Origin of the sequence: Prodigiosinella confusarubida, assembly GCF_002847015.1 — a bacterium.
Classification (GTDB): Bacteria; Pseudomonadota; Gammaproteobacteria; order Enterobacterales; family Enterobacteriaceae; genus Prodigiosinella; species Prodigiosinella aquatilis.
Window position 1 is genome coordinate 1,482,028 of record NZ_CP025085.1, and the last position, 26,052, is coordinate 1,508,079.

A 26,052-nucleotide genomic window follows, 5' to 3' on the forward strand; every position below is an offset into this window, starting at 1 on the left:
TTCCATTAACCCTTTCTGCAATCAAACAGGTATCAACATGCTGTGTAAATCTCCTTATTTGATAGTCAGCCACGTCGTCAATGCCGCCGTGATCGAAGGTTTTATCCCCGCCGCGCAACAACTGGGATATCCGGTCGTCCTGGTGACCGATCAGTATCGAGCGCATAACCAGATGCTGGAAGGTCAGGTGCAGATCCTGGAATGTGATGTTTTTAATCCGTTGGCCATCCTTGATGCGTTGACGGAAGAGGGGATGACGCCGGCGGCGGTGTTTTCCAATAGCGATCACCTTCAGACGTCCACGGCAATTGTGGCCAGCGCGCTTGGCCTGCCGGCTAAAAACTGGCCGATCTGTTATGTCGCAAAAGATAAGTGGCGCATGCGTCAGCGTCTGGCTTCACTGTCACTGCCCTCCGCCTGGTCAGCACAGCTATTACCGACCGACACGCCTGATCCCACCTGGCCTTGGCCATTAGTCATAAAACCCAGCCAGGGTGTCGCCTCCATGGATGTTTCGCTAATCCGGGATTGTGACATGCTTAATCAGCATCTTGCAGTGTTGCCGTTGCGTCAGACTTGGTTGCTTGAACAATTCCTGCAAGGCCCGCTGTTTACTCTGGAAACGTTTGGCGATGGCCATGAACTGGCGGCACTCGGTGGTTTCGATGTCGAACTTTCCGCTCCGCCGCATTTTGTGGAAATGCAGGCACGTTGGGAAGGAGAACACACGGTCCGCTGGCGTGATCAGGCTCTGGATCAATTACGCCAGTTTGGCGTTGGATTCGGCGTGTGCCACAGCGAGTTTATCGCGACGGAAAACGGCCCGGTGTTGGTTGAAATTAACTATCGCAGCATCGGCGACGGACGGGAGTTCTTGTTGGATCGTATCCTGCCCGGCGGTTGGTTTACCCCTATTCTGCAACTTCACCTTGGTCAACCGATCCCGACCATAAAACCGGCGCAATTACAGGCACTGATCCACTATCTGGTGGCCGAGCGCAGCGGTCTATTATCTGCGGCCCCTCAGCCGGCGAAGTTACCGGGACTGCACTACCGTCGTTTAAAAGAGCAGGGCGAGCCTATCGCGCTAAGCCACTCCAACAAGGACTATCTGGGCGTGCTGTATCTGGAAGCGCCTGACGTTGACCAGTTGCAGAGGCTTACCCAAAAGGCGCTGGCTAGCCTGCACTGGGAGATCGCGTGATGAATCAACGTGATTACATCACACTACGTATCATCAATGCATGCCTGCGGGAGAACGTCTCCGGCGTGTTGAGTCGTGGTGAAGTGCGTCTTGAAAATGGGGAACACTGGCTATATAACGCTCACCTGAACGCGCCGCTGCGCCTTCTGGTCCGGGAAAGTGATTATATGCAACCCTGGGTAGCCGTCGCGCCTGACTGGCAAATTCTCAACCAGGACGATTGGCAATCACAACAGGGTTATGGCGCCTGGCTGGCTTTGCTGATGCCGGATAATCAGGATGAAACTCGGCAACTGTATGCCAGCTATCAAGAGGAGGCGGATGCCGCCTGCGAGCAGGGGGAATTATGCCGCGAGGCGTTTCAGACGCTTCATGATGCCCTGGCTCGCAAACCTCATGACATGACCTGGGGAGAGCGTTTGTTGCATGCCGATCAACTGGCAAGTTACCTCGATCATCCCTATTACCCCACGGCACGGGCGAAATTCGGTTTCGATGTTGAACAGTTACGTCAATATGCGCCGGAGTTTTGTCGGCCTTTCCGTTTACACTGGCTGGCCGTGCCCTGCGCCAGTCTGACCTTGACGCGACCGGAACGTCGTCCGCCGTGGTGGCCTGATTTCACCCAGGTTGGGCTGTCAGATAATTTACGCCACAGTCATGAGTTGATGCCGGTTCATCCCTTGACCTGGCAACAACGCCCCACACTGCCTAACGGCGTGGTAGCGGCCCCATTTTCCTGGCTGACTGTCTATCCCACGCTATCTGTGCGGACGGTTCAACTGGCCGATTATCCGGATACGCACATCAAAATCCCGCTGGCGATGCGCACGCTGGGACAAAAGAATATCCGTCTGATTAAGCCTTCCACACTCTATGACGGACAGTGGTTTGCCGAAATTCTACCGCAGCTTGCGCAACAAGATCCTCGCTTACAGGGGCGTTTTCGCCATGTTGATGAGTCGTTTTGCGGTCATCTTGGCGACGAAAAATGGTTTGCCTTTCTGGTCAGGCGCTACCCCCGACCGTTAAGCAAAGAGACCCTGGCGCCGGTTGCCGCGCTGGGAAGCACTCTGCCTGATGGTCGGTCATATCTTGAATTGATGCTGAGCCAGTCAGGTATGACGACCGTGACACCGTGGTGGCAGGCGTATTGTCAGTTAATGGCGGATGTCCATCTGACACTGTGGCTGCGCTATGGTATCGCGCTGGAATCAAACCAGCAAAATGCCATTCTCAGCTTCAGACCCGGAGAACCGCTGTCACTGGTGATGAAGGATAACGACGCGGCGCGCCTATGGCCTGAACGCTTCACCGCCGCACGAGCCGATCTGGCACCCGCTCTTGCCGCACTGCATGACGAGCGCATCTGTGTGGATAACGAAATGGCGCTGGCGCAAATGTTTATCACTATCACGTTGCAACTCGATCTTGCCGCTGTTCTGGAGAGTCTGGCCGCCAAAGGCGTTCTGGTGCGGGAGCAGGGATATCGGACGCTGGCGGATACGTTATGGAAAACGCTGGACTGTCTGGCCGCGGACGGGTGCGATACGCGTCTGGCTCGCGAGGTGTTGTTTGCGTCGCGTTATCAGCCAGTGAAATATCTGTTGTTGAGTGGCAGCCTATTGAGCAAGCAAACGTCCGGGGCCGCGGATATTAATAAATATTATGGGCTGAGTGGGCCTAACTTCCTGCGCAGGGAGCGGGCGTGATGCAAACCACGCTAGGTGTGGTGCTGGTCTGCCATTTTCTGGCGGCTTTCACGGTACTGGGGGTTCCTCTGTTCCTTCCCCGGTTGTTGCATGCGTTTGGTATTGGCGAAAACAGTCAGTGGATCGGAGGACTATTTAGCCTGCCCACGATTATGACTGCGTTAACTGCCCCCTGGTGGGGGCGATTCGCCGACAAATACGGCCGCCGGCTGTCACTACAACGCGCACTGCTGGGCTTAACGTGTGCGTTTGTCATGGCTGGCATGGCACCGTCATTACCCTGGTTAATCTTCGCGCTGTTGCTGCAAGGTATTGCCGGAGGGACGCTGGCCGCCGCTAATGGATATTTATCTGTCAGTCTGCGCGGTGAGTCATTGGCAAAGGCGCTGAACTGGACACAATTCTCCGCGCGTTTGGCTCTGCTTAGTGCGCCACCGCTACTGGGTTGGATACTGGGGGAGTGGCCTGATTTATCACTGCGTTTGTGGTTATGGCTGGCGCTATTGCCGCTCAGTGGATTTGTTCTCTCGCTGTTTCTGCCGGCAGAGGGTGAAACAGTACCCGTATCACGGTCGGTAACCGAGAGTGAAGCATCGCACGCCGCGCTTCCCCTTGCTCCTCTGCTTGGTCTGCAATTTCTGTTTAATTTCACCATGGTGGTGACCTTTCCCTACTTTTTACCTTACGCAAAAATGTGGCTGGGCGAAGGGCTGTGGATCGGCGTCTTTTACAGCTGGCCACATCTGCTTTATCTGGTGTTGCTCCCGTTGTTGCAGCGTTTTCCCAGCTCGTCACGGCATTTCCTGTATGGCAATGCGCTGATTGTGGTATCGGCGATCTGGCATAACGTTCTGGACAGCGCGCCCGCGTTGCTGGCGGCCCGCACGCTTTTGGGGATCGGCATCCTGTTGGGATACAGCGGCATTAATCAGCTTATCAGCCAGGCGACACAATGCTCAGATGCCGGACACTGGTTTGGTCGTCTGGATGCACTGGGCAAATGGGCTGGCGTGATGGCTGGGTTGTGCGCAGGTTGGCTCTGTACTCACTGGTCTTTTGCTACTCCGTATATCGCATCTGCCGTCGCTGCAAGCCTGGCACTGATGCTTTTCCTCCTTTCCCCGTTTAAGGAACCTCAGTATGTCAACATTACTCGCCGTTCGTGAAAAAGGGGCGCAGGCGCTGGTGTCATCGTCTCCGGCCCGGGATGCCGCGCAGTACGCTGGTCTTACTGCGCTACTCAACTGTTACATTCGTGAATTTGCTCAACCACAAGGGGAGGTGTGTCTGGCCTCTCACGGCAATATCCCCCAGGCGTTGAGCAGTAAAATGCTGCGAGGGGACGTCGTTCTGATCATGTTGCATGCCAGCCAGAAATTGCTGGCAATAAAAGCCGAACGCTGGAGTTTGCTGGGGCGAGGGTATTACGGTAGCGCGCCTTTTATCAAGCAGTTTGGCAAGCCATGGCGAGTGATGACCTGCCGCGAGGCGATTTCGTTACTGTTAACTGAAATGGCCGCCGTGGTGCAGCAACCGGTAAATCAGGAACTGATGGAACAGATAGAGAACAGCATCGCGGTAACACAGGCATTTCTGGAGTGTAAACCTGCCAGACCGGCGGTGATGGGGTATATCCGCAGTGAGCAGAGTCTGTTGTGGGGACATCCCATGCATCCTAGCCCGAAGAGTCGCAGTGGTGTGGAGCATCAAGCGTTACTGGCGTGTTCTCCTGAAGTGGGGGCGCGGTTTGCGCTTTACTGGTTCAGGGTCGATCCGGCTTTCTGGCAACTTGGCGGCAATGCTGAGGTTACCGATATGCTCACGTCACTGGCGGGTGAGGCGCATTGTTACCCTTGCCATCCCTGGGAAGTGACCCATATCGTCAATTCTCCTCTGTATCAGCGCGCACTTAGTCAGGGCGCGATTATCCCGCTGGGGGAGAGGGGCGTGGAATTCCTGCCGACGTCATCGGTACGAACACTGTATAGCGAAGGACTGCGCTGGTATCTCAAATGTTCCATTCATGTCCGCCTGACTAACTGCGTGCGTAAAAACGCCTGGTATGAACTGGAAAGCGCCGTTGCGCTCAGTAAGCGGTTAGCCACTCATTTCGATAAACTTGAAGTACAAACACCGGGTTTTCACATCATGCGCGAACCGGCGGCCAGCAGCCTGGATTTCAGTGCGCTGGCAAAACCCGGAGAGCAGCAAGAGATACGCTATCTTCAGGAGTGCTTTGGGATTCTTTATCGTGAAAATCTGTCGCCAGCAACGCTTGAACGCTACCAGCCGGAGATGGCCGCAGCGCTGTTTGCGTTTGACAGGACTGGTGAGAACCATACCCGGAGGTTGATTGGCCAACTGGCGTCTCAACACCAGTTGCCTTATCACGATGCTTGTCTGCGCTGGCTGACGCACTATCTGGATCGGTTAGTACCGGGAGTTTTGCACGCCTTCTTTGCTGAGGGCATTATTTTTGAGCCTCATCTGCAAAATGTGTTGGTTGGATTTGAAAACCATCTGCCAACCCAGATTTGGGTTCGTGATCTGGAAGGCACCAAACTGGTGAGTGAATGCTGGCCGGAGAGCCAACTGGCCGATATGTCTGCGCGTGCGCGTCAGTCGGTCTGGTATCCCCGGGAAAAAGGCTGGAACCGCGTCGCCTATTGCCTGTTCATTAATCATCTTTCCGAGGCCATTTTTCATCTGTCAGACGGCGATCGTGTGCTTGAACAACAGCTCTGGGATTTGCTCAGTGCGCAACTGGAAACATGGCAACAGGAACCAGAAGTTGCCGCTATGCTGGCGGGCGCGCCTATCCCTTCGAAAAATAATCTGCGTACCCGGCTATTACAGCGGGCTGATAAGTTAGCTGATTATACCTTGATGGACCATCCGATAAGGAGCCGGCAATGACGCCTCGTGTTTATCAGAAGCTGCGTGAATTGCAGCAAAGTCGTACTGTTCCCTTTTGCGGCTATGTGTATGATTTGGGCTCACTACGATCACATATTCAAGCTATGCGCTCTGCCCTGCCGGAAGGCTGTGAGCTGTTTTACGCGGCGAAAGCCAATCCTGACGAGCACATCCTGAATACGCTGGATAGGTGGGTGGATGGATTTGAGGCAGCCTCCGGCGGTGAGTTAGCCTGGTTAAAGCAGCATGTTCCGGGTCGGTCGTTGATTTTGGGTGGGCCGGGAAAACTGACTTCAGAGCTGGAGCTGGCCGTCCGCCATGAGATTGATGCCATTCATGTCGAAAGTCTTACCGAGCTAAACCGGTTGGAGGCGTTGGCGCAACAAACGCAGCAGAGGGTAAGTATTTTACTCCGAATGAACATTCCGTTGCCGGGCATTGAGGGGACGCGCTTGATGATGGGCGGCAAGCCCACGCCTTTCGGGCTGGATGTGGACGAACTTCCCCAGGCTTTACGTATCGTGAAGGCTTCCTCCTGGTTACAGCTCAAGGGGTTCCATTTCCATTTAATGTCCCATCAGCTGGATGTTGAGCGCCATCTTGCATTAATGCAGTGCTATCTGCGTCAGGTAAAGGCGTGGTGTCGCGAGTTTGCGCTTGAGGTGCAACTGGTTAATGTCGGCGGTGGGATCGGCATCAATTACCAGGATCCGACGCGTCATTTTGACTGGTCTGCTTTTTGTGCGCGTTTACCGCACACTATTGCTGCCTGCGATGCACAACATCTGACACTGCGTTTTGAGTGTGGCCGCTATATTAGCGCAGGGTGTGGTTATTACGTGATGGAAGTGCTGGATGTGAAGAAAAATCTAGGCGAATGGTTTGCCATTGGTCATGGTGGTACACATCATTTTCGTACGCCCGCCGCGCAGGGGCATGATCATCCTGTCACCGTGTTAAGACGAGAACACCGGCCTGCGGTGATCGAAAACCAGCGGGTGACGATGGTGGGGCAACTGTGTACGCCGAAGGATGTGCTGGCTCGCCAGCAACCTGTTGCGGCACTTGCACCGGGTGACTGGCTGGTATTCAGTCTTGCTGGCGCCTATGCCTGGAATATTTCTCATCAGAATTTCCTGATGCACAGCCCGCCAGAGATGATATGGATTGACTGACAATGGCACGATGGGTCGGCCAGCTTGATTCCCCCGCCTGTGGTGGCGTATTTTCTGTTTTTTTCTTCCTGTGCCTAGTAGATTTCAGGATGCGGGACGGTGGCGAGAGAATGAATGTTGCCGAGCTTACGTCAGTAAGTGATTCGGGGCGTGAACGCGGCCAAAACGCACCGGCAACGTGAAGGATGACAGATATATAGTGCTGATATTCACTTTTTTAACATGAGATAACGATGAACAGAGCAATCTGGTTTTTGATTTCATTGGTGATGTTGTTGTCACCGGCGCTAAGTACCGCATCACCGCTCACGGTAGTGGATATGGCGGGGCGAAAAGTAACACTTAATGTGCCGGTATCACGGGTAATACTCGGCGATAGCCGTATGTTGTTGGCGATGAACATTATTCACCCGGACGCACCTCTGAGCGACATTGTTGCCTGGGACGACTCACTTATTCGCCGGGCGCCGGATATGGCACGCCATTATCAGCAACGTTATCCACAACTGAGCAAAATTACCGTTTTTGATAACCCTTATCGCAGTGGCTTCAGCGTCGAACGTGCGCTTCTTTTACGGCCTGATCTGATTATTTTTGACACTGGCCTGCTGCCCAGACTGCGCGATAGCGGAACACTTTCACTGCTGGAAAAAAGTGGTATTGCGGTGATATTTATTGATTTCAGGCATCAGCCGCTGACGAACACCTTGGCCAGTATTCGTCTGCTTGGCCAGGTTTTTGCGCAGCCACAAAATGCGCAACGCTTTATCACGCGCTACCAGCAGTTGCTTGAGCGTGTGCAGCGTCGTATTGCTCAGATCCCTCAGACGCAGTGGCCAGGTGTTATATTTGAGAACCATGCCGGTATGACGGGCGACATGTGCTGCGCCGTTTTTGGGCGCAACAGTTTTGGACAATTTATCACGGCGGCAGGCGGACGTAATCTTGTCGAAAACAAGGTTCCCGAGCAAGGGGCGGATATTAACGTCGAGCAATTGATTACGGACAATCCGGACTATTATCTGCTGAGCGGGGCAGACTGGAGCCAGCGCGGCAGTAAATCGCTCGCGGTTCCTTTGGGTTATGAGGCATCACGAGAAACTGCGTTACCGAAACTTCAGCACCTGATGACTCGCACTGGGTTCTCGGTTCTCAAAGCGGTGCGAGATAAGAAGGTGATGGCGATTTATCATCAATTCTACGATAGCCCTTTTAACGTGATTGCGCTTGAAGCGATGGCGAAGTTTTTCCACCCACAGCACTTTACGGATGTTGATCCGCACAATGATCTGGTGGCCTTTTATCGAGAGTTTACCGGCGTGGATTACTCAGGCTTATTCTTTCTAACGCTCCAGTAAAATAAATATCCTCCGGCATAGCCGGAGGTTTTTCATATGCGCCTATAAGGCTCTGTTACCAGCCGCGCCCTAACAGGCGCATCACGATCTGACATTTGCATCTATAGATTACTTACGGCCCGTAAACGGGCTACCCGGATATGGGATCGAGAGTTGCTCACCCAACTTATCTTGCTCCAATTGGTGCTTTATGTATTCTTGTATCTTCGATGTATTCTTTCCCACCGTATCTACGTAATACCCTCGACACCAGAATTCTCGATTTCGGTATTTAAACTTCAAATCGCCAAATTGCTCATAAACCATCAGGCTACTCTTACCCTTCAGGTATCCCATAAAACTCGACACACTCATCTTCGGCGGGATCTCCAGAAGCATATGGATGTGATCCACACAACATTCTGCCTCCACTATGTTCACGTTTTTCCATTCACACAACTTTCTTAATATGCCGCCAATTGCCCTGCGCTTTTCTCCATAGAACACCTGCCTTCGGTACTTCGGCGCAAAAACGATGTGATATTTACAGTTCCATCGGGTGTGCGCTAAGCTCTTTTCGTCCCCCATGGGGCCCCCTTTCAATTTTTTGTTTAACTTTTGCAGTTGCCAGACCGCAAGGTGTTTTAACAAATCGAAAGGGGTTTTTATAACCGACTTATAGCTGAAAGCTTTACGGAACCCCCAGCCTAGCTGGGGGTTTTCTATAGACAATAAGGCCAGCCCGTAGCGGGCTGGCTGTATTGAGACCTCGGTCAGAACTTATAACTCAGTCCAACGGTCACCGAACGGCCTGGCGCAGGTTGTTGTCCCCATGGGCTGGTGTCAATGCCTCGAAACCAGTAGTCTTCATCAAACAGGTTGTTCACACTGACATAACCACTGAGCAGGTTTCGTCCGGATTTCCACAGGTCGCGACTAATCTGTGCATTCCATACCCAGTAGGATGGCATTTCACCCGCCGAGCCGTTGGCATTTTCATTAACCGTGTTAGCCGTATCCGAGAAGGATTTACTGAAGTAGTAACCGGCTAGTGTAAACGTGGTTTCACGCCATTCATAGCTACCATCAAGTGTAATCTGGTGGCGCGAAGCGTAAGGCACTTCGTTGTTTTTGTACTGTCCGTTCATCTGTTCTGCATCAAGATAAGCATAACCGGCGTGCAGCTTCAGGCCCTGAACAACTTGCGGCTGCCAATAACCTTCCAGCTCAATCCCCTGATGGCGTGTTTTGCCGATATTTTCATACGTATCATTGGTGCTGTTATAGGAAACCTGATCGTTGTAATCGATACGATACAGACCGGCATTCAGGCTGATATTCGGCGCTGGGGTGTAACGGACGCCACTTTCATAGTTCCAGGAAAGTTCAGACGTTACGTCGCCGCCTTTAACTATCTGAGTGGCCTGTGCCGGGCGCAGGCTTTTCTGTGCATTGGCGTACAGGAACCACGCTGGCGTCATCTGGTAGCCGAGGGTTAGACCAGGCAACCACTGTTCATCAGGTGCGGACGTATTTAAGCCGGAAACACTATCCCGGTACTTTTCACTAATGTGCTCATAGCGCATACCTGGGGTAATGGTCAGACTATCGTCAAAGAGTTTTACCGCGTTACTGATGTAACCGGCCCAGGCTTTGTCATCAAAATGCCAGTCACGGGTGGTGGTGGTGGTACCGGTTGCCAGCGTGCGTTGGTTCACCTGATAGTCTATTTTTTCCTGGATGAAACGGGTGCCGAGGATCCATTGCTGGTTCACATTGTCACCATCAATATTCAGGCTCAGACGGGGTTCCGTACCCCAGACTTTAAAATTACGCGGCGAGTTTTGCACAACATCGGCTGGCAAAGACGGATTCCAGGTCTGGCCGGAGACGCGACTCATGCCCACATGAAAGTCGCGGTCAGATTCATGTCCGAAAAACATCCAGTTCAACTCGGCGGAGTCGATAAAGCCCAGCGAACCGAGTTGCTGATTATAGACCGCGCTGTAGCGCTTGGTGTGCCCATCATAATCATCCCAGGGGCGGGTGCTTTGGCGGCGATTGGCATTGTAGTCTGCACTAGTCAGTGCGCCAGCCAGATCGGCATGTGCATCGTAATATTGATAAGAAAGGTCAAGAGTGGTGTCTTCGTTGATGTTCCACAGGCCGCGCAGGTGGTAGTTTTGGACTTTACTGGCGCTATGGTCGCGGAAGGAGTTCCCCTTGACCTGGTTTAGTTCCACCTGCAAACCAAAATCGTCATTGACCATTCCACCGGTACGCAGGTAGGTATCCCAGAGATTTTTCCCGTGTCCGTAAAAAGTCGCCCGTTCAGTAATCTCATTTTCCCACGCCACCGGGATCGGTTTGCTGATGAGGTTAATCACACCGCCAACGTTGTTAGGGCCGTATTGGACGGCGGCACCGCCACGCACCACATCAATACGATCGATAGTGGAGAAACTAACCGGGAACAGTGACATTCCCTCTTGGCCGTAAGGCGCTAGCGCCAAGGGGATGCCATCTTGCAGAATCTGGGTGCGACCGCTACGGCTGTCATAGAGACCGCGAACCGAAATCTGGGGTAAAATCCCGGTTCCGGTTTCATCCTGAATTTTTACCCCTGGCACGCGCTGCAAGGCATCATCCAGTGTCCGGTTTGCGTCTTTGTGCAGTTGCTCCTGTGTAATCACCGTACGGTTTCCGGGCCAGGTTTTTACTTCGTCGGCCCCGGAGTCACCCAGTATGTTGCCATTAACGGTGATGGTTTCTTCTTTTGCCAGTGCGGTGTTACTGCATAGAATTAAAGCAATAACGCTGGCAATACGACTATATTGCATTAGCACAATCCTTTTATGTTAATGATAATGATTCGCATAATAATATTTCGAATCATTACCAAATAAAAAGGATTATTTTACATTTATGCACCTTTCCTTACGCTGACGATATTCCAGACTCAACTTGTGGGATTTTAACGAGCGTATTTACAGTATGTTCATATCCTTCGTGCTGATAACCCCACACTTGATCCAACAAACTCAGATAGGAAAAAACCTTGCTGAGCATGGGGAACGGTTTCTCCAGATAGTCATCGTCGCTCCGTTCCGGATTTAATAACCGGTGTATTGCTCTGGAACGTGCGCCAATAATGATAATTGGCGTATAGCGTGTCTGCCAACAAATTTCCAGCCTGTCAACGCCAGGTAGCATACGCTCCCCCAACCACTCAAAAAGATCGTCATTGCCTGCTTGCATCACGCTAATGACGTGCGAATATGATGATCTTCTCACTCTCATCTATTTTTTCGCTGAACAGGAAAATCACAATGGCAGATAACAATTATCAACCACCAAAGGTCTGGACATGGGATAGTGAAAGCGGCGGTAGCTGGGCGAACATTAATCGCCCTACGGCAGGTGCTACGCATGAGGCCACCTTGCCCATTGGCAAACATCCGTTGCAGCTTTACTCATTGGGCACGCCCAATGGTCAGAAGGTCACTATACTGCTTGAAGAATTGTTGGCGCTGGGGGAGCAAGGGGCGGAATATGATGCTTACCTGATTGCGATTAGTGAGGGGGCGCAGTTCTCAAGTGGCTTTGTCGCTGTGAATCCCAATTCTAAAATACCCGCGCTAATGGATCATTCAGCAACGCCGCCCATACGGGTTTTTGAGTCAGGCTCCATCCTGCTTTATCTCGCCGAGAAGTTCGGCCATTTTCTGCCGCAATCCCTTGCCGCCCGTACCGAGGCACTGAACTGGTTGTTCTGGCTACAAGGCGCAGCACCCTATCTGGGGGGCGGTTTTGGTCACTTCTATCACTATGCTCCTGTCAAAATTGAATATGCTATTAACCGTTTCACCATGGAGGTCAAGCGTCAGCTCGATCTACTCAACAGGCAACTGCAAGATCATCGCTATATTGCAGGCGATGAGTATTCGATTGCCGACATGGCCATTTGGCCGTGGTACGGTAATTTGGTTCAAGGGCTGCAATATGAGGCTGGCGAATTTCTGGATGTGAAGTCTTATCCACATCTGCTGCGCTGGGCGCTGGAAATTGCTGAACGTCCTGCGGTTAAACGTGGGAGTATCGTCAATAAAACCAGGGGAGAACCTGGCAAGCAGCTTGCTGAACGCCATGATGCCTCGGATTTTGATGGTCTATCCATCGGATAATAACACTGGGAAAATCCGCCGCGAGACGTCAGTTAACCCGCACTTTTTGTCAGTCAGATGCTGTTATGATTCAAGGAAAACAAAATGTTAAAATTTTACTTTCATCCCACGCCGAATCCAATGAAAGTGGCTCTTTTTCTGGAAGAAAGCGGTCTGCCCTACGAGCTCATCCCGGTTGATACCCTCAAAGGCGAACAGCATTTGCCTGCTTTTCGCCAAATCAATCCGAATGGAAAATTACCCGCCATTGACGACAATGGCACTGTCGTTTTCGATTCTAATGCAATTCTGCTGTATCTTGCCGAAAAGACGACGAGTTTCCTTGGCCAGCCTGAGGATCGGGGCGCGTTGTTATCCTGGCTGATGTTTATTGCCACTGGATTAGGCCCTTTTTCGGGGCAATCTGTACATTTCCAGCGCATGGCACCAGAACCGATTCCTTATGCGATTAATCGCTACCGCCGTGAAGCAGAACGTCATTACGCGATCCTCGATGCGCATCTGAAAAATCGCGAGTTCATGGTAGGCAACAGCTATACCATTGTCGATATGGCGGCATGGGGTTGGATAGATCGCGTTGCAATGGTTCTTGACGACAAAGCGCTGCAACGGTTTCCTAATCTGGCCCGCTGGTTTAAACATATTGATAGCCGCCCTGCTGTTGGGCGCGCCCGCGCAGTGGGTAAAGATGTGCAATTCAAGAGTGAACGCGATGAGGTCGCTCTGCGTGCTCTGTTCCCGCAGAACTTCACCCATTAACGACGGATATTCATCACCACCGATCGCCATTCTTTATTTCAAGACAACATAGCTGCTGTCCACTCTGTATGGTATGCCGGTTATTTCTCTGCCACTGGTTTTGGCAGACATTGAACGTTACTCGTTCCGGCTGGTGTATATTCATCTGCACATCGTTCTGGTGTGGATTATGGTCAAATAGTGAAGAGCGTCTCGGGCTAATGAACAGGTATAGCGATGATTTGTCGCTATACCTGAATGCGGGTTAACGCCGATGGTGGTTTGTCATTGATTGTCGGGGGTCTGAAGCGTAGGGACCCGGTAGTACCGATTCCCTGATTTTCAGTTCCCCGGTGAATGGGGAAAGTGGTTTGACGTCCTCTTCGGCAATCAGCTTCAGCGCTTGTGTGATGGCCGCGCTGATCATCTCCTCTATCGGCAGATAAACGGTAGACAAGGAGGGATGCAGGTAAGCCGCGTTAGGTTCATCATCAAATCCAAACAGAGACAGATCCTGCGGCAGCTGTTTGCCCGCTTCGATAAAGGCCTTCATCGCGCCGACAATCATGTCGTCATTGCTGGCAAACAGTGCAGTAAAGTTGATATTGCGGGCCAGTAGTTCTTGGGCGGCGCGATAGCCGCTGGATACGGTACTGTCGCCATTGGCGATCCACTGCGGATTGAACTTGATCTGGTGGAATGCCAGCGCCTGTCGATAGCCCGCCAGGCGCGTCTGTGCCGTAGGGGTTTGCATCGGCCCGGTGATACAGGCAATTTCCCGATGACCCTGTTTTACCAGGTAATCGACCACCTGAAATACCGCCTGTTGCTGTTCAAAGGATACACAGCGTTCGCGCATCAGCGGGAGGTCACGGTTGATCACCACCAGTGGTACGGTAGCGTTCTTCAGTAACGTCATCAATTCTTCGTCAGACATATGACGCGTGTAGAGAATAATGGCGTCACAGCGGCGATCGGTCAGTAGTTGAATCGCCTGTAATTCATCGTCCGGTGTGTCATGCCCATCGGTGACGATCAAATGCTTGCCACTGGCTTCTGTCAATTCTGCGGCACGGCGCAATAGGCGGCCAAAGTAAGGACCATCGAAATTGGATACTACCAGACCAATACTGTTGGAACGGCGATTTGCCAGCGAACGGGCCAGAAAGTTGGGGCGATAACCCAACTCTTTCATTGATTTGAACACGATATCCCGCGTGCTTTGCCTGACCTGCCCAGTGCCGTTGAGCACCCGTGAGACCGTGGCTTTGGAAACCCCCGCGTGATTGGCCACATCAAGCATGGTAATCATGGAAATTCACCTGTTTAGGTTTATCGCTAAGATCCCTCATTCTAACACAAGGGGCGTCGGATAGCCGTGACCATCCCCAGATTTGCTGCTGTACTGGTAAGTTAAACCGCCGGAATTCGCCGCGCTATCCGTGTGGCTGGAAATGGTATCCCAGGTTTTCCTTAATGGTTGGCTTCCAGCAGATCGTCGGTTTGTTGCCATTATTTACTCTCTTGGTATGCCAAAATTAACGTAACTCATGGTATTGGAATTCCAATATTGGCTTGTGAGAACAATGTCACAGAAAAATTATTCATTTGTTTTATTTTTGGTATGCCAAACGCAAAGGCGCGAACCTGTAGTCCACTCTCTGCGCGTAACGGCCATCTGTGGGGCAATCAAACCCGCGATATAACAATATGATGATCAAGAGGTGGTGTTATGTCATTTAAGGACCAACTGATCGATTCTTTAGGATCCTTTGCCAATCAGTTCAATAGCCTGCGATATATCATGGCCATTAAGGCGTCGTTTATTACTTTAATGCCGGTGATCATTGTTGGTGCTTTTTCGGTGTTGATCTCCAACATGGTGCTCGATCCCAGAAACGGATTGGCCAGCTTTGCTATGTTTTCGTTTTTGGCGCCGTTAAAGCCGATTATGAGTGGGATCAATTACGCGACACTGAGTTTTCTCACCATTGGTGCGGCGTTCCTGATCGGTATCGAACTGGGGCGCATCAATGGCTCCCGTAGTCTGTTCCCCGGACTGCTGGCAGTGATCTGCCTTGTCTCTATCACGCCGACCACTATTGACATGGTGGTCAATGGTCAGACGATAGCGGTGAAAGATGTGCTGGCCAAGCAGTTCTCTGATACAAAAAGCCTCTTTCTCGGGATGTTTATTGCCATTCTTTCTGTGGAAATCTATTCAAAGCTGGAGAAAGTGGACTGGCTGAAGATTAAAATGCCGGACAGTGTTCCACCTAATGTTTCTGCCTCTTTTTCCGCCTTGTTCCCGGCCATTATCACCGTGACAGTGATCGCCACATTTGGTTTTGTGTTCCATGCTGTTACGGGGATGTACCTGTATGACGCCATTTATAAGGTGGTACAGCAACCGTTGGAAGCTGTAGTACAAAGCTTGCCAGGTCTGCTGATTCTGATGTTTGTGGCGCAGATGTTCTGGGTTATCGGCATTCATGGTAACCAGATGATCAAACCGATTCGTGAACCGCTGTTGTTGGGGGCTATTGCGGTCAACATGACCGCATTCGAACAGGGGAAGGAAATTCCCAATATCATTACCATGCCATTCTGGGATGTGTATATGAGTATCGGTGGCTCCGGGTTGACCATCGGCCTGCTGCTGGCGGTCATGATGGCTTCTAAACGCAGAGAGATGAAAGAGATCGCCAAGATTTCGTTTGGGCCCTGTGTGTTCAATATTAACGAGCCGGTGATATTTGGTATGCCGATCATGCTTAACCCGATTCTGGCTATTCCTTTTATTATTACACCGTTAGTGACCGGCACTATTGGTTACTTTGCCACGAGTATGGGGTTTGCCGGTAAGGCGGTGGTAATGGTGCCCTGGACTACGCCACCGGTCATCAATGCCTGGTTGTCTACCGCCGGTTCAATGGGAGCGGTTGCCACTCAGATGGTCTGTATCGTGGTTGCCACGCTGATCTATCTACCGTTTGTCAAAGTGGCCTCACGGCGTGCGGAATTGGCACAGATAGAGGCTGAAGCCGCAGAGATGAATCCGGCAAAAAATTAAACAAGAGAGGGTGTAATGAGTAAGGTATCTGTCACCATTCCGTCTGATTTTATTCTGGGTGCTGCCGCATCTGCTTGGCAAACTGAAGGCTGGGGTGGCAAGAAGGACGGCCAGGATTCTTATCTGGACTTATGGTACAAGCGGGATCGTCAGGTATGGCATGACGGTTATGGCCCGGCGCAAGCCACAGATTTCTACCATCGTTATCGTGAAGATGTGGCTTTAATGAAGCAGGTGGGGTTGACGCATTACCGTACTTCCATCAACTGGTCACGCTTCATGCTGGATTATGAAAACGGCATTGTTGACGAAGAGTACGCTACTTATATCGATAACCTGCTGGATGAGATGCTTCAGCAGGGCATCGAGCCAATGTTGTGCCTGGAGCACTATGAACTTCCCGCCTATCTATTTGAAAAATATCAGGGTTGGTCGTCTAAACACGTGGTGGAGCGGTACGTTCTTTATGCGCAAGCCGTGTTTGCCCGCTATGCCGGTAAAGTCAAACGCTGGTTTACTTTTAACGAACCGATCGTCGTCCAGACCCGCATCTATCTGGATGCGCTGCGTTACCCCTATGAGCAAAACACCCACACCTGGATGCAGTGGAATCACCATAAAAACCTGGCAACGGCTAAAGTAGTGCAGTTGTTCCGCCAGAAGGGCTACCACCAACAAGGCGGCAGTATTGGCGTAATTCTTAATCCGGAAGTGACTTATCCGCGCTCCAGTGCGGCACATGATGTGGAGGCTGCGCGTCTCTACGATTTGTTTTACAACCGGGTGTTTCTGGACCCGGCTCTGAAGGGGGAATATTCGCCGGAGCTGATGGATCTGCTGGAAAAACATCAAATTCAGTGGGATTACACCACCGAAGAGTTGTCGATTATTCGTGACAACACTGTGGATGAAGTGGGCATTAATCTGTATTACCCGCACCGGGTGAAAGCCCCCAGCCGGGAGTGGAATAAAAATACGCCATTCCACCCGGCTTACTACTATGAGCCTTTTGAACTACCGGGCCGTCGTATGAATAAATCACGCGGTTGGGAAATCAATCCCAGAATTATTTATGACATGGCGATGCGGCTGAAGAGCGAGTACGGCAATATCCCCTGGTTCGTGGCGGAAAATGGTATGGGTATTGAAAATGAAGGGCAGTTCAAAGACAGCTCTGGTGTGGTACAGGATGATTACCGCATTGCCTTTATTGCTGAACATCTATATTGGGCACTTAAGGCGCGGGAAGCAGGGGCAGATTGTCGCGGCTACATGTTGTGGGCCTTTACTGATAATGTATCGCCAATGAATGCGTTCAAAAACCGGTATGGGTTGATAGAGATCGATCTGGATCAAGATCGGCAGCGGAGACCCAAAAAATCGGCTGGCTGGTTCAGGCAAGTGCGTGACTCGCGGGTGTTGGAGGTAACGTTGGATGATGAAGACAAATAGTGGGGAACAATTATGAAACGTATTGTGCTGGCCTGTTCCGCGGGGATGTCGACGTCGCTGGTGGTGACCAAGATGGAGAAAGAGGTGGTTGCCCGTGGACTGGAATATAAAATTTACGCTATTCCTGAACAAAATCTGCGGGATGAATTGCAAGAATACAGCAATGATATTGTGGTGGTATTACTGGGGCCGCAAGTGCGCTTTAAGCTCAATGAGAACAAAAAACTGACCGATGAGTATCATATTCCCATCGCGGTGATTGACTCGGTTGCTTATGGCACCTTAAACGGTGCAAAAGTGCTCGATCAGGCGCTGAGTTTGGTAAACTGACCCGATTGTTGCTGTAAGACGCAGACCGGTGGTGAATATCCTGGTCCGCGTTTGTGTATCTGGCCTTGCATTGCCGGGGCAACAGCGGTGTTTAATTCTCTGCCGTTTAGGGTGAAAGCGTGACAAAGGTCGTAGTTCTGCAAGAAAGAAAGCAGTACCAGGAAATCGGTGGTGATCTGAGAGAGAAGATCCGGCAGGGAAAATACCCCATTGGGTCACGTCTTCCTCCTGAGCGAAATATCGCGGAAACCTATGGCGTCAGTCGTACCATTGTGCGTGAAGCGCTGCTGATGCTGGAACTGGAAGGCACCGTGGATATCCGCCAGGGGTCTGGCGTCTATGTGCTGTGTATTCCATCTGACGAAGACGCGTCCTCTGGTGTGCAGAACCGTATTGGGGCGTTTGAAATGCTGCAAGCGCGTCAGCTACTGGAAAGTAATATTGCGGCATTTGCCGCTCGTATGGCAACCCGGGCGGATATCGAAAACCTGCGGCATACGCTGGAGCAGGAGCAGGCGGCCGTCGCCAAAAACGATTACTGTAGCGATTTTGATAAAATGTTCCATTTGCAAATCGCCGGGGCCACCCAAAATCAGATGTTGCTGGAAACAGTGAGCAATATTTGGTCGTGCCGTGATGAGAGTCCTATCTGGCAGCAACTGTATATTCATGTTGGCACACAGGGATATCGTCTGAAATGGCTGGCGGATCATCAACTCATTCTTGCGGCGTTGCGTCGCCGTGACGTGACCGGCGCTTATCAGACCATGTGGCAGCACCTGGAAAATGTCAAAAAAACCTTAATGGAGATTTCAGACGCTGATGCCCCAGAATTTGATGGCTATTTGTTTGATTCTGTTCCTATTTTTCAAGGTAAATTAGTGTAGGGCATGGCGCAGATTGTTTCTTCGCGGATGATCCAAATAGATCAGTACGGTTTACACCATCAGGCTATGACTTCATTAGGGGTTTGCTATTTTTTTAGCCACTGTCAGGTTGTTTACCGAATGACGGCGGATAAGCGTAGGGTGGAACAGGTTGATCACGTTGGGTAACGGCGTGTTATTGGCCAACGCTAATGCCATTTGGGCCGCCTGCGTCGCCATGGTGGTAATCGGGTAACGGATGGTGGTAAGCCGGGGACGTAAATAACGCGACAGCAGGACATCATCAAAGCCTATCAGCGAAATATCCTGGGGTACGTCAATGCTGTTATCGCTCAGCACTGATAGTGCGCCAGCCGCCATCGGGTCGTTATAGCAGGTCACGGCAGTGATGGGTTTACCACGTACCAGCAGTTCCGTCATCGTCTGTTCACCACCGGTTTCATCAGGTTCTCCGTAGGCAACCAACTGCTCATCGAATGGAATACTGTTTTCTGCCAGCGCGTCTTTATACCCCAGCAAACGGTCAGCCGCGTCAGAAATCGGGTGATTGGAACAAAGCAGGCCAATCTGGCGGTGTCCTTGCTGAATCAGATGGCGGGTAGCGAGCCAGGCACCGTAGCGGTCATCCAGCGCCACGCAACGGGATTCAAATCCGGGCAGAATGCGGTTAATCAACACCATTCCGGGAATTTGCTGCATCAATTGCACCAGTTCTTCATCCGGCAGCATTTTGGCATGGACCACCAACGCCGCACAGCGGTGACGAATCAGTTGCTCAATGGCCTGGCGCTCCTTCTGGGCAATATGATAGCCGTTACCAATCAGCAGAAAGTTTCCAGTACGGTAGGCTTCCTGTTCTACGGCTTTCACCATGCTGCCGAAGAAGGGGTCGGAAACGTCAGACACGACCAGCCCTAGTGTTTCCGTGGATTGCTGGGCCAGCGCACGGGCGTTGGCATTCGGATGGTATTGTAACTGCTGCATGGCATCGAATACTGCGCTACGAGCCTGCTCACTGGCTTTCGGCGAGTGATTGATGACACGCGACACCGTAGCTACTGATACGCCTGCCAGTTTGGCAACATCCTTAATCGTAGCCATTATGTCTTCCCGGGTTATCTCTGTGTTAGGGTTGAACGAACCTGAATAAAGCGTTTATGACGTTGTGCCGCTCTGTGCAGTGTCACGAAAAAAATCCGTTACTGCAAGGGGTTGGGATCGCAACTTCAGTAAGTATCCTGCCACTGTCATGGTAAATCAGGCCGTAGATTATCCGGCGTTACAGGTTGGTTATTACATGATTCAGTATAATTTTACAGTTGGTTGCACTTCGAGCAGTTATCTTTCGATTATGCGCTAGTGAATTACGATAACTCTCTCTAGAGTAATAAGTCCCAGAGGTATTGATGGGTGACAAATCGATGTGTTCATCACATTGGACCATTCAAATTGCACCAACCTACGCAGATGCGTAGGTTTTTTTTTGGTGCGCCGGGCATGGCGCGCAGCGTCTTGACAGGCGCTATCTGTTGACTGTGGTGGTTAACAGATGACTTGGAGGTGCGAGTCCTCTACACACCCGGCAAGGGGAAGTGTTAGCTGAACGGCAAGGGTGTTCATCGCGAGGTGAAATCTGAAGGAAGCCGAAAGCAAAATGCTGGCCTGACGAACAGGAAGCGATTAAGGCGTTGTAGCAGGGTAAGGTGGCCAATATCACTAAAGCCCAATACTTGCACGGAATGTTGCAACGTAAAGTCGACAGGTATAAGCAGGAAGGTCGCGCGAATTACCCCGGGAGGTCTGAACATCTGCCACAGTGCTACTGACATCGGAAGGTGTCGGGATGGATGTTCAGAAGTCAGCCGAGGCCGTAGTAGTGCTTTTGACCAATAGCATGAAGGGCTGAACATAGTTAACCGTGATTAGGACTCTGGACCTCGATGTTGATTGATGATGCACAAGCGCAGGCTACTGCTGCCATGAACAGAGGACGCGAACAGAATTCGCCGGTGCTGACTGATGGTGTTGAAATTGACACGGCGGCCAATGGGCGAACGAAAGCGGAAATGTCGTTAACGATGGACGCAGTGATAAGTCGCAAGAACCTGATGTTGGCGTATCAGCGAGTGGTGGAAAACAAAGGTGCAGCGGGAGTTGATAAGCTCACTGTGCAGGAGTTAAAGCCATGGCTGAAACAACACTGGCTCAGTGTCAAAGGCACACTGATAGCAGGCAGCTACCTGCCGCGGGCGATACGCAAAGTGGACATCCCGAAACCGAACGGTGACGTGAGAACACTGGGCATACCCACTGTGGTGGACCGGCTTATCCAGCAAGCGATAGCGCAAACATTAAGCCCTTATGTAGAGCCAAGCTTCTCAAATTCCAGCTACGGCTTCAGACCCAACCGCAATGCGTGGCAAGCGGTGCGCCAAGCACAGCAGTATATTCAAAGTGGCAAACGCTGGGTTGTGGATATGGACTTGGAGAAATTCTTTGATCGGGTAGACCACGACATTTTGATGTCGAGGTTGGCCCGAACCATCAAAGATAAGCGGTTACTCAAACTAATCCGCCGTTATCTGGAAGCAGACATGGTGGAAGGAAAAGAGGTGATAAAACGGGATAAAGGCATGCCACAAGGCGGGCCGTTATCGCCGCTGCTATCAAATATCCTGCTGGACGAACTGGATAAAGAGCTGGAGCGACGAGGCCACAGCTTCTGCCGCTACGCCGATGACTGCAACATTTATGTCAGCAGCCAAAAGGCAGGCAAGCATGCACAGAAGGATATCAGCGAGTTCTTAATGAACACCCTGAAATTACAAGTGAATGTACGCAAGAGTGCAGTTGCACGGCCTTGGGAGCGCAAGTTCCTTGGCTATAGCTTCACATGGCATCAAGAAGCCCGACTGAAAATTGCCCCCGGTAGTATAGACAGGCTGAAAGATAAAATCCGAAGCCTGACCACGGGAAATGGTTCAAAATCAGTGAGAAAAGCTATCAGTGAACTCACACCAGTGCTGCGTGGTTGGATAAGCTACTTCCGGCTGACACAAGTCAAAGGCGTGTTGGAAGAGCTGGATGGGTGGATAAGACGCAAACTGCGTTGCCTGTACTGGCGACAATGGAAGCGAACGTTAACCCGAGCCAACATGCTGATGAAAGGGGGTCTTAGTGAAGTCAGAGGATGGGCGTCGGCGTGTAACCAGCGCGGACCGTGGTGGAATGCGGGAGCCAGCCATATGAATCAGGCGCTAAAGAAGAAGTGGTTCGAAAGGCTGGGACTGGTATCACTGCTGGACTGCCACCGACAGTTCCAGTGTTAACATGAACCGCCGTATGCGGAACCGCACGTACGGTGGTGTGAGAGGACGGCGGGAGTGATCCCGCCTCCTACTCGATCCGGTACTTATTTACATGATAACGGCAAGCAAGCGTAGACCATCAATACTGGCAGATAGACGCGCCAAAGTCAGGACAAGCGCAAAGTTGGTTGCGCCGGGTTGGGCGCGTTATTCAGCGCCTTTTCTCTGTTTATTATGGTGACTATCAAGTAGCTGTAGTATTTTGAGCCGTTCGTTATTTGCCTAATCCATTTTGAACCATCACGTATACGGCAACTCCAATTCAGGTCATGTCGTTTATTACATAAGGAGGTGGGATGATTTTTACCTTTTTACGTTGGTTATTACGGCATCTGTACCGTATTCGTATTACCGGTGACGAGGTTTTTTCCCAACACTCGAGGTTATTAATTACCCCGAACCATGTTTCGTTTCTCGATGGCGTATTGTTGGTGCTGTTCCTGCCAGTAAACGTCAAACCGGTATTTGCCATCTATTCCCACATTTCTGAGCGCTGGTTTATGCGCTGGCTTCAGCACTATATTGACTTTGTGCCGCTGGACCCCACCAAGCCGTTGGCGCTCAAACGACTAATCCGTATTGTGGAACAGGGGCGTCCGGTGGTGGTGTTTCCGGAAGGGCGCATTACTGTCACCGGTTCATTGATGAAAATATACAGTGGTGCCGCGTTTGTGGCAGCACGCGCCGGTGCCGTGGTGGTTCCGGTACGACTGGAAGGGCCGGAGTTTACCCCGTTGAGCCGCTTGGCTGGCGTGGTCAAATACCGGATGTTTCCGCCGATCTCCATTCATTTCCTGCCTCCAGTACCATTACCGATGCCGACAGCAGAGACCGCCAGAGCCCGCCGTGAGCTGGCCGGACAGCATCTGCACCGGATTATGATGGATGCCCGAATGGCGATCCGTCCGCCGCATACGTTGTATCAGGCGTTTCTTGCCGCCTGCTCCCGCTATGGCTACAGTTCGGCCAGTATCGAGGATATTGCATTCAAAGAAGACAGCTATCAGTCGCTGCTGAAAAAATCGCTGGGCGTATCGCGTATTCTGCGGCGTTTTACCACCGAAAAAGAACATATCGGTTTGCTATTGCCGAATACTACCATCACGGCGGCGGTGATCCTGGGCGCGTCGCTGAGTGGTCGCGTGCCGGCGATGCTGAATTACACTACCGGTGCCAACGGGTTGCGAAGTGCGGTAACCGCGGCTTCTATCAAAACCATTGTTACGTCCCGCCAGTTTCTGGAAAAGGGTAAGCTGACCAACTTGCCATCGCAGGTTTCTGAAGCCAATTGGGTGTATCTGGAGGATTTGAAAGGGGCCGTCACGCTGAGCGACAAACTGTGGATCCTGTTTCATCTGCTGTTCCCGGTGCGAGCCATGAGCTTCCAGCAACCGGACGATGTGGCGATGATCCTGTTTACCTCCGGTTCGGAAGGCAACCCGAAGGGTGTGGTGCATTCTCATGACAGTCTGCTGGCTAATGTTGAGCAGATTCGTACCATTGCCGACTTTACGCCCCACGATCGCTTTATGTCGGCATTACCGTTGTTTCATGCTTTCGGGTTGACTGTCGGACTTTTGACCCCGCTGATGACCGGTGCACGGGTATTTCTCTACCCCAGTCCTCTGCATTATCGTGTAGTTCCAGAGCTGGTTTATGATCGCAATTGTACCGTCCTGTTCGGCACATCCACCTTTCTGGGGCATTATGCCTGCTTTGCGCATCCGTATGATTTTGCCCGCTTGCGCTATGTGGTGGCGGGAGCGGAGAAATTGTCAGAAAGCACACGCAACCTTTGGCAGGATAAGTTTGGTATTCGCATTCTGGAAGGCTACGGGGTAACAGAGTGTGCGCCCGTGGTGGCGATTAATGTCCCGATGGCGGCGAAAATTCATACTGTTGGTCGCTTGTTGCCGGGGATGGAAGCGCGTCTGATTGATGTGGACGGCATCGCTCATGGCGGCCGTTTGCAACTGCGCGGCCCGAATATGATGAAGGGTTATCTGCGGGTCGAACATCCTGGCGAACTGGAAATACCCATGGCTGAAAATGCCGCAGGTCATCAGGCAGAGGGCTGGTATGACACGGGTGATATTGCCAACCTGGACGATCAAGGCTTCTGTAGCATCGTCGGCCGGATTAAACGTTTCGCTAAACTGGCGGGGGAAATGGTGTCGTTGGAAAGTGTAGAACTTCTGGCTTTGCAGATCTCACCCGATGGGCAACATGCCGCCAGCGCCAAAAATGACAGCAGCAAAGGAGAAGCCGTGGTGTTGTTTACGACTGATGCCGAACTGACGCGCGAACGCTTATTGGCGCAGGCACGTTATAGCGGCATACCAGAGCTGGTTGTGCCGCGAGATATCCGGCATATGAAGGCGTTGCCGCTGTTGGGTAGCGGTAAGCCGGATTTCGTGACGCTGCGGCAAATGGCAGAGCAATCGGAGCAGAAGCGATGAGTAGCGTTCCAGAGAACGCCACATCGCTATTTTCCCGTAGTATGAAGGCGGTTATGGTAGCGCAGTTTTTCTCCGCTTTTGGCGACAATGCCTTGTTGTTCGCCACGTTGGCGTTGGTGAAATTCCTACATTATCCCAGCTGGAGCCAGCCTTTTCTGCAAATGGGGTTTGTGGCGGCTTACATCATTCTGGCTCCGTTTGTTGGCCAGTTTGCTGACAGTATTGCCAAAGGTCGGGTCATGATGTTGTCAAACGGACTGAAACTGGCGGGCGCGTTAGTGATCTGTTTCGGCGGGAGCCCTTTTTTGGGCTATACGTTGGTGGGGTTGGGGGCGGCGGGCTATTCTCCAGCGAAGTACGGTATCTTGGGAGAAATCACCTGTGGCAACCAACTGGTAAAAGCCAATGGACTGATGGAAGCATCGACCATCGCTGCTATTCTGATCGGCTCTGTGGCAGGTGGTGTACTGGCTGACTGGAATATTTATGGCGCACTGGCGCTGTGTGTGCTGGTGTATGGCATTGCGCTGGTGGCTAACCTGCTGATTCCCCGTTTGCCCGCGGCGCGTCCCGGTGCATCGTGGCATCCGTGGCGGATGACACTGGCGTTTTTTTCTGCCAGTAGGGTGTTATGGCGCAATGGTGAGACGCGTTTTACGCTGGTCGGGACCAGTATGTTTTGGGGGGCGGGTGTTACACTACGTTTTTTACTGGTGCTGTGGGTGCCGCTGGCGCTCGGTATCAGTGATAACTCGACACCGACGCTGCTGAACGCGATAGTCGCCGTCGGGATTGTGCTCGGCGCCGCCGCTGCCGGGCGTCTGGTGACGCTGAATACGGTTTGGCGTTGTCTGCCAGCGGGTTTGTTGATTGGCGTGATGGTGGTGATTTTTACCCTGCAACACAGTCTGCTGAATGCTTATGTTTGTCTGATTATTCTGGGGGTGCTGGGAGGATTTTTCATCGTGCCGCTCAATGCACTGCTGCAAGAACGGGGTCAGGCGAGTGTTGGTGCGGGGCACGCTATTGCGGTGCAGAATCTGGGGGAAAACAGCGCCATGTTACTGATGCTGGCACTGTATTCACTCGTGGTTAAATTAGGCGTATCTATTATCGTTATCGGAATCGGTTTCGGTATATTGTTTGCGCTGGCGATGGTTGCACTTTGGGCCTGGTTAATCGTGACCAAACGGCGTAGTAATTAACAACAACGGGGC

The 26,052-nt window shown here is 51.8% G+C and carries 19 protein-coding genes and 1 pseudogene; 15 read left to right on the plus strand and 5 right to left on the minus strand.

Features of this window, described 5'->3' with window-relative positions:
* Positions 1 to 37: 37 nt before the first annotated feature.
* The 6 genes from CWC46_RS06815 (at position 38) to CWC46_RS06845 (ending at position 8,365) form a co-directional block, all read left to right on the plus strand.
* Complete coding sequence (locus CWC46_RS06815) at positions 38 to 1,204, plus strand: ATP-grasp domain-containing protein (protein WP_021017622.1); 1,167 nt, start codon at positions 38 to 40, stop codon at positions 1,202 to 1,204.
* The gene (locus tag CWC46_RS06820) at positions 1,204 to 2,916 is read left to right on the plus strand and encodes an IucA/IucC family protein (RefSeq protein ID WP_021017621.1); all 1,713 of its coding nucleotides are present in this window, start codon (positions 1,204 to 1,206) and stop codon (positions 2,914 to 2,916) included. The genes CWC46_RS06815 and CWC46_RS06820 overlap by 1 nt, the downstream gene beginning before the upstream one ends.
* Entirely contained in the window at positions 2,916 to 4,082 is a 1,167-nt protein-coding gene (locus tag CWC46_RS06825; protein WP_021017620.1) for an MFS transporter, read from the plus strand. Before CWC46_RS06820 ends, CWC46_RS06825 begins: the two co-directional genes overlap by 1 nt.
* Complete coding sequence (locus CWC46_RS06830; RefSeq protein WP_021017619.1) at positions 4,057 to 5,832, plus strand: IucA/IucC family protein; 1,776 nt, start codon at positions 4,057 to 4,059, stop codon at positions 5,830 to 5,832. The genes CWC46_RS06825 and CWC46_RS06830 overlap by 26 nt, the downstream gene beginning before the upstream one ends.
* On the plus strand, positions 5,829 to 7,007 hold the full coding sequence (locus tag CWC46_RS06835) for a type III PLP-dependent enzyme (protein ID WP_021017618.1): 1,179 nt from the start codon (positions 5,829 to 5,831) through the stop codon (positions 7,005 to 7,007). Before CWC46_RS06830 ends, CWC46_RS06835 begins: the two co-directional genes overlap by 4 nt.
* A gap of 233 nt (positions 7,008 to 7,240) precedes the next feature.
* Positions 7,241 to 8,365: an ABC transporter substrate-binding protein gene (locus CWC46_RS06845; RefSeq protein WP_021017616.1), complete on the plus strand. Its 1,125-nt coding sequence runs from the start codon at positions 7,241 to 7,243 to the stop codon at positions 8,363 to 8,365.
* A gap of 108 nt (positions 8,366 to 8,473) precedes the next feature.
* Here CWC46_RS06845 and tnpA read toward each other — a convergent pair whose 3' ends face one another.
* From tnpA to CWC46_RS06860, 3 genes and pseudogenes are all read right to left on the minus strand, one after another.
* Positions 8,474 to 8,932: an IS200/IS605 family transposase gene (tnpA, locus tag CWC46_RS06850; protein WP_021017615.1), complete on the minus strand. Its 459-nt coding sequence runs from the start codon at positions 8,930 to 8,932 to the stop codon at positions 8,474 to 8,476.
* Positions 8,933 to 9,117: 185 nt separating this feature from the next.
* A complete protein-coding gene (locus CWC46_RS06855; RefSeq protein WP_021017614.1) occupies positions 9,118 to 11,184 on the minus strand; it encodes a TonB-dependent receptor family protein in 2,067 nt (688 codons plus the stop codon).
* Positions 11,185 to 11,326: 142 nt separating this feature from the next.
* Positions 11,327 to 11,557 (minus strand): annotated as a pseudogene (locus CWC46_RS06860) (response regulator); the annotation flags it as partial.
* Between the two features lie 116 nt (positions 11,558 to 11,673).
* On the opposite strand from CWC46_RS06860, the gene yghU reads away from it, so the two are divergent.
* The gene (gene yghU / locus CWC46_RS06865; protein ID WP_021017612.1) at positions 11,674 to 12,528 is read left to right on the plus strand and encodes a glutathione-dependent disulfide-bond oxidoreductase; all 855 of its coding nucleotides are present in this window, start codon (positions 11,674 to 11,676) and stop codon (positions 12,526 to 12,528) included.
* Positions 12,529 to 12,612: 84 nt separating this feature from the next.
* Positions 12,613 to 13,287, plus strand: a complete 675-nt coding sequence (locus tag CWC46_RS06870) for a glutathione S-transferase family protein (protein ID WP_021017611.1) — start codon at positions 12,613 to 12,615, stop codon at positions 13,285 to 13,287.
* A 244-nt stretch (positions 13,288 to 13,531) separates the two neighbouring features.
* Here the strand turns inward: CWC46_RS06870 and CWC46_RS06875 are convergent, their stop codons facing one another.
* Positions 13,532 to 14,578, minus strand: a complete 1,047-nt coding sequence (locus tag CWC46_RS06875; protein ID WP_021017610.1) for a LacI family DNA-binding transcriptional regulator — start codon at positions 14,576 to 14,578, stop codon at positions 13,532 to 13,534.
* Between the two features lie 420 nt (positions 14,579 to 14,998).
* On the opposite strand from CWC46_RS06875, the gene CWC46_RS06880 reads away from it, so the two are divergent.
* From CWC46_RS06880 to CWC46_RS06895, 4 genes are all read left to right on the plus strand, one after another.
* Complete coding sequence (locus tag CWC46_RS06880; RefSeq protein WP_021017609.1) at positions 14,999 to 16,339, plus strand: PTS sugar transporter subunit IIC; 1,341 nt, start codon at positions 14,999 to 15,001, stop codon at positions 16,337 to 16,339.
* 15 nt (positions 16,340 to 16,354) lie between these two features.
* Positions 16,355 to 17,791, plus strand: a complete 1,437-nt coding sequence (locus tag CWC46_RS06885) for a glycoside hydrolase family 1 protein (protein ID WP_021017608.1) — start codon at positions 16,355 to 16,357, stop codon at positions 17,789 to 17,791.
* A 12-nt stretch (positions 17,792 to 17,803) separates the two neighbouring features.
* Entirely contained in the window at positions 17,804 to 18,121 is a 318-nt protein-coding gene (locus CWC46_RS06890) for a PTS sugar transporter subunit IIB (RefSeq protein ID WP_021017607.1), read from the plus strand.
* 119 nt (positions 18,122 to 18,240) lie between these two features.
* Positions 18,241 to 19,008 carry an FCD domain-containing protein gene (locus tag CWC46_RS06895; RefSeq protein ID WP_021017606.1) on the plus strand — a complete coding sequence of 256 codons (768 nt, stop codon included), beginning with the start codon at positions 18,241 to 18,243 and terminating at the stop codon, positions 19,006 to 19,008.
* A gap of 75 nt (positions 19,009 to 19,083) precedes the next feature.
* On the opposite strand, the gene galR is transcribed toward CWC46_RS06895, so the two are convergent.
* A complete protein-coding gene (gene galR / locus CWC46_RS06900) occupies positions 19,084 to 20,109 on the minus strand; it encodes an HTH-type transcriptional regulator GalR (RefSeq protein ID WP_021017605.1) in 1,026 nt (341 codons plus the stop codon).
* Between the two features lie 839 nt (positions 20,110 to 20,948).
* On the opposite strand from galR, the gene ltrA reads away from it, so the two are divergent.
* The 3 genes from ltrA to lplT all read left to right on the plus strand — a co-directional run bounded on the left by ltrA (position 20,949) and on the right by lplT (position 26,040).
* Positions 20,949 to 22,337: a group II intron reverse transcriptase/maturase gene (gene ltrA / locus CWC46_RS06905; protein WP_021017604.1), complete on the plus strand. Its 1,389-nt coding sequence runs from the start codon at positions 20,949 to 20,951 to the stop codon at positions 22,335 to 22,337.
* 335 nt (positions 22,338 to 22,672) lie between these two features.
* Entirely contained in the window at positions 22,673 to 24,835 is a 2,163-nt protein-coding gene (gene aas, locus CWC46_RS06910; protein WP_021017603.1) for a bifunctional acyl-ACP--phospholipid O-acyltransferase/long-chain-fatty-acid--ACP ligase, read from the plus strand.
* Positions 24,832 to 26,040 carry a lysophospholipid transporter LplT gene (gene lplT / locus CWC46_RS06915; protein ID WP_021017602.1) on the plus strand — a complete coding sequence of 403 codons (1,209 nt, stop codon included), beginning with the start codon at positions 24,832 to 24,834 and terminating at the stop codon, positions 26,038 to 26,040. Before aas ends, lplT begins: the two co-directional genes overlap by 4 nt.
* The last annotated feature ends 12 nt before the right edge of the window (positions 26,041 to 26,052 follow it).

Excerpts from the sequence above, each read along its gene's own strand:
- CWC46_RS06815 (WP_021017622.1), top strand. The coding sequence starts at position 38 with ATGCTGTGTAAATCTCCTTATTTGATAGTCAGCCACGTCGTCAATGCC.
- CWC46_RS06820 (WP_021017621.1), top strand. The coding sequence starts at position 1,204 with ATGAATCAACGTGATTACATCACACTACGTATCATCAATGCATGCCTG.
- CWC46_RS06825 (WP_021017620.1), top strand. The coding sequence starts at position 2,916 with ATGCAAACCACGCTAGGTGTGGTGCTGGTCTGCCATTTTCTGGCGGCT.
- CWC46_RS06830 (WP_021017619.1), top strand. The coding sequence starts at position 4,057 with ATGTCAACATTACTCGCCGTTCGTGAAAAAGGGGCGCAGGCGCTGGTG.
- CWC46_RS06835 (WP_021017618.1), top strand. The coding sequence starts at position 5,829 with ATGACGCCTCGTGTTTATCAGAAGCTGCGTGAATTGCAGCAAAGTCGT.
- CWC46_RS06845 (WP_021017616.1), top strand. The coding sequence starts at position 7,241 with ATGAACAGAGCAATCTGGTTTTTGATTTCATTGGTGATGTTGTTGTCA.
- tnpA (WP_021017615.1), bottom strand. The coding sequence starts at position 8,932 with ATGGGGGACGAAAAGAGCTTAGCGCACACCCGATGGAACTGTAAATAT.
- CWC46_RS06855 (WP_021017614.1), bottom strand. The coding sequence starts at position 11,184 with ATGCAATATAGTCGTATTGCCAGCGTTATTGCTTTAATTCTATGCAGT.
- yghU (WP_021017612.1), top strand. The coding sequence starts at position 11,674 with ATGGCAGATAACAATTATCAACCACCAAAGGTCTGGACATGGGATAGT.
- CWC46_RS06870 (WP_021017611.1), top strand. The coding sequence starts at position 12,613 with ATGTTAAAATTTTACTTTCATCCCACGCCGAATCCAATGAAAGTGGCT.
- CWC46_RS06875 (WP_021017610.1), bottom strand. The coding sequence starts at position 14,578 with ATGATTACCATGCTTGATGTGGCCAATCACGCGGGGGTTTCCAAAGCC.
- CWC46_RS06880 (WP_021017609.1), top strand. The coding sequence starts at position 14,999 with ATGTCATTTAAGGACCAACTGATCGATTCTTTAGGATCCTTTGCCAAT.
- CWC46_RS06885 (WP_021017608.1), top strand. The coding sequence starts at position 16,355 with ATGAGTAAGGTATCTGTCACCATTCCGTCTGATTTTATTCTGGGTGCT.
- CWC46_RS06890 (WP_021017607.1), top strand. The coding sequence starts at position 17,804 with ATGAAACGTATTGTGCTGGCCTGTTCCGCGGGGATGTCGACGTCGCTG.
- galR (WP_021017605.1), bottom strand. The coding sequence starts at position 20,109 with ATGGCTACGATTAAGGATGTTGCCAAACTGGCAGGCGTATCAGTAGCT.
- ltrA (WP_021017604.1), top strand. The coding sequence starts at position 20,949 with ATGTTGATTGATGATGCACAAGCGCAGGCTACTGCTGCCATGAACAGA.
- aas (WP_021017603.1), top strand. The coding sequence starts at position 22,673 with ATGATTTTTACCTTTTTACGTTGGTTATTACGGCATCTGTACCGTATT.
- lplT (WP_021017602.1), top strand. The coding sequence starts at position 24,832 with ATGAGTAGCGTTCCAGAGAACGCCACATCGCTATTTTCCCGTAGTATG.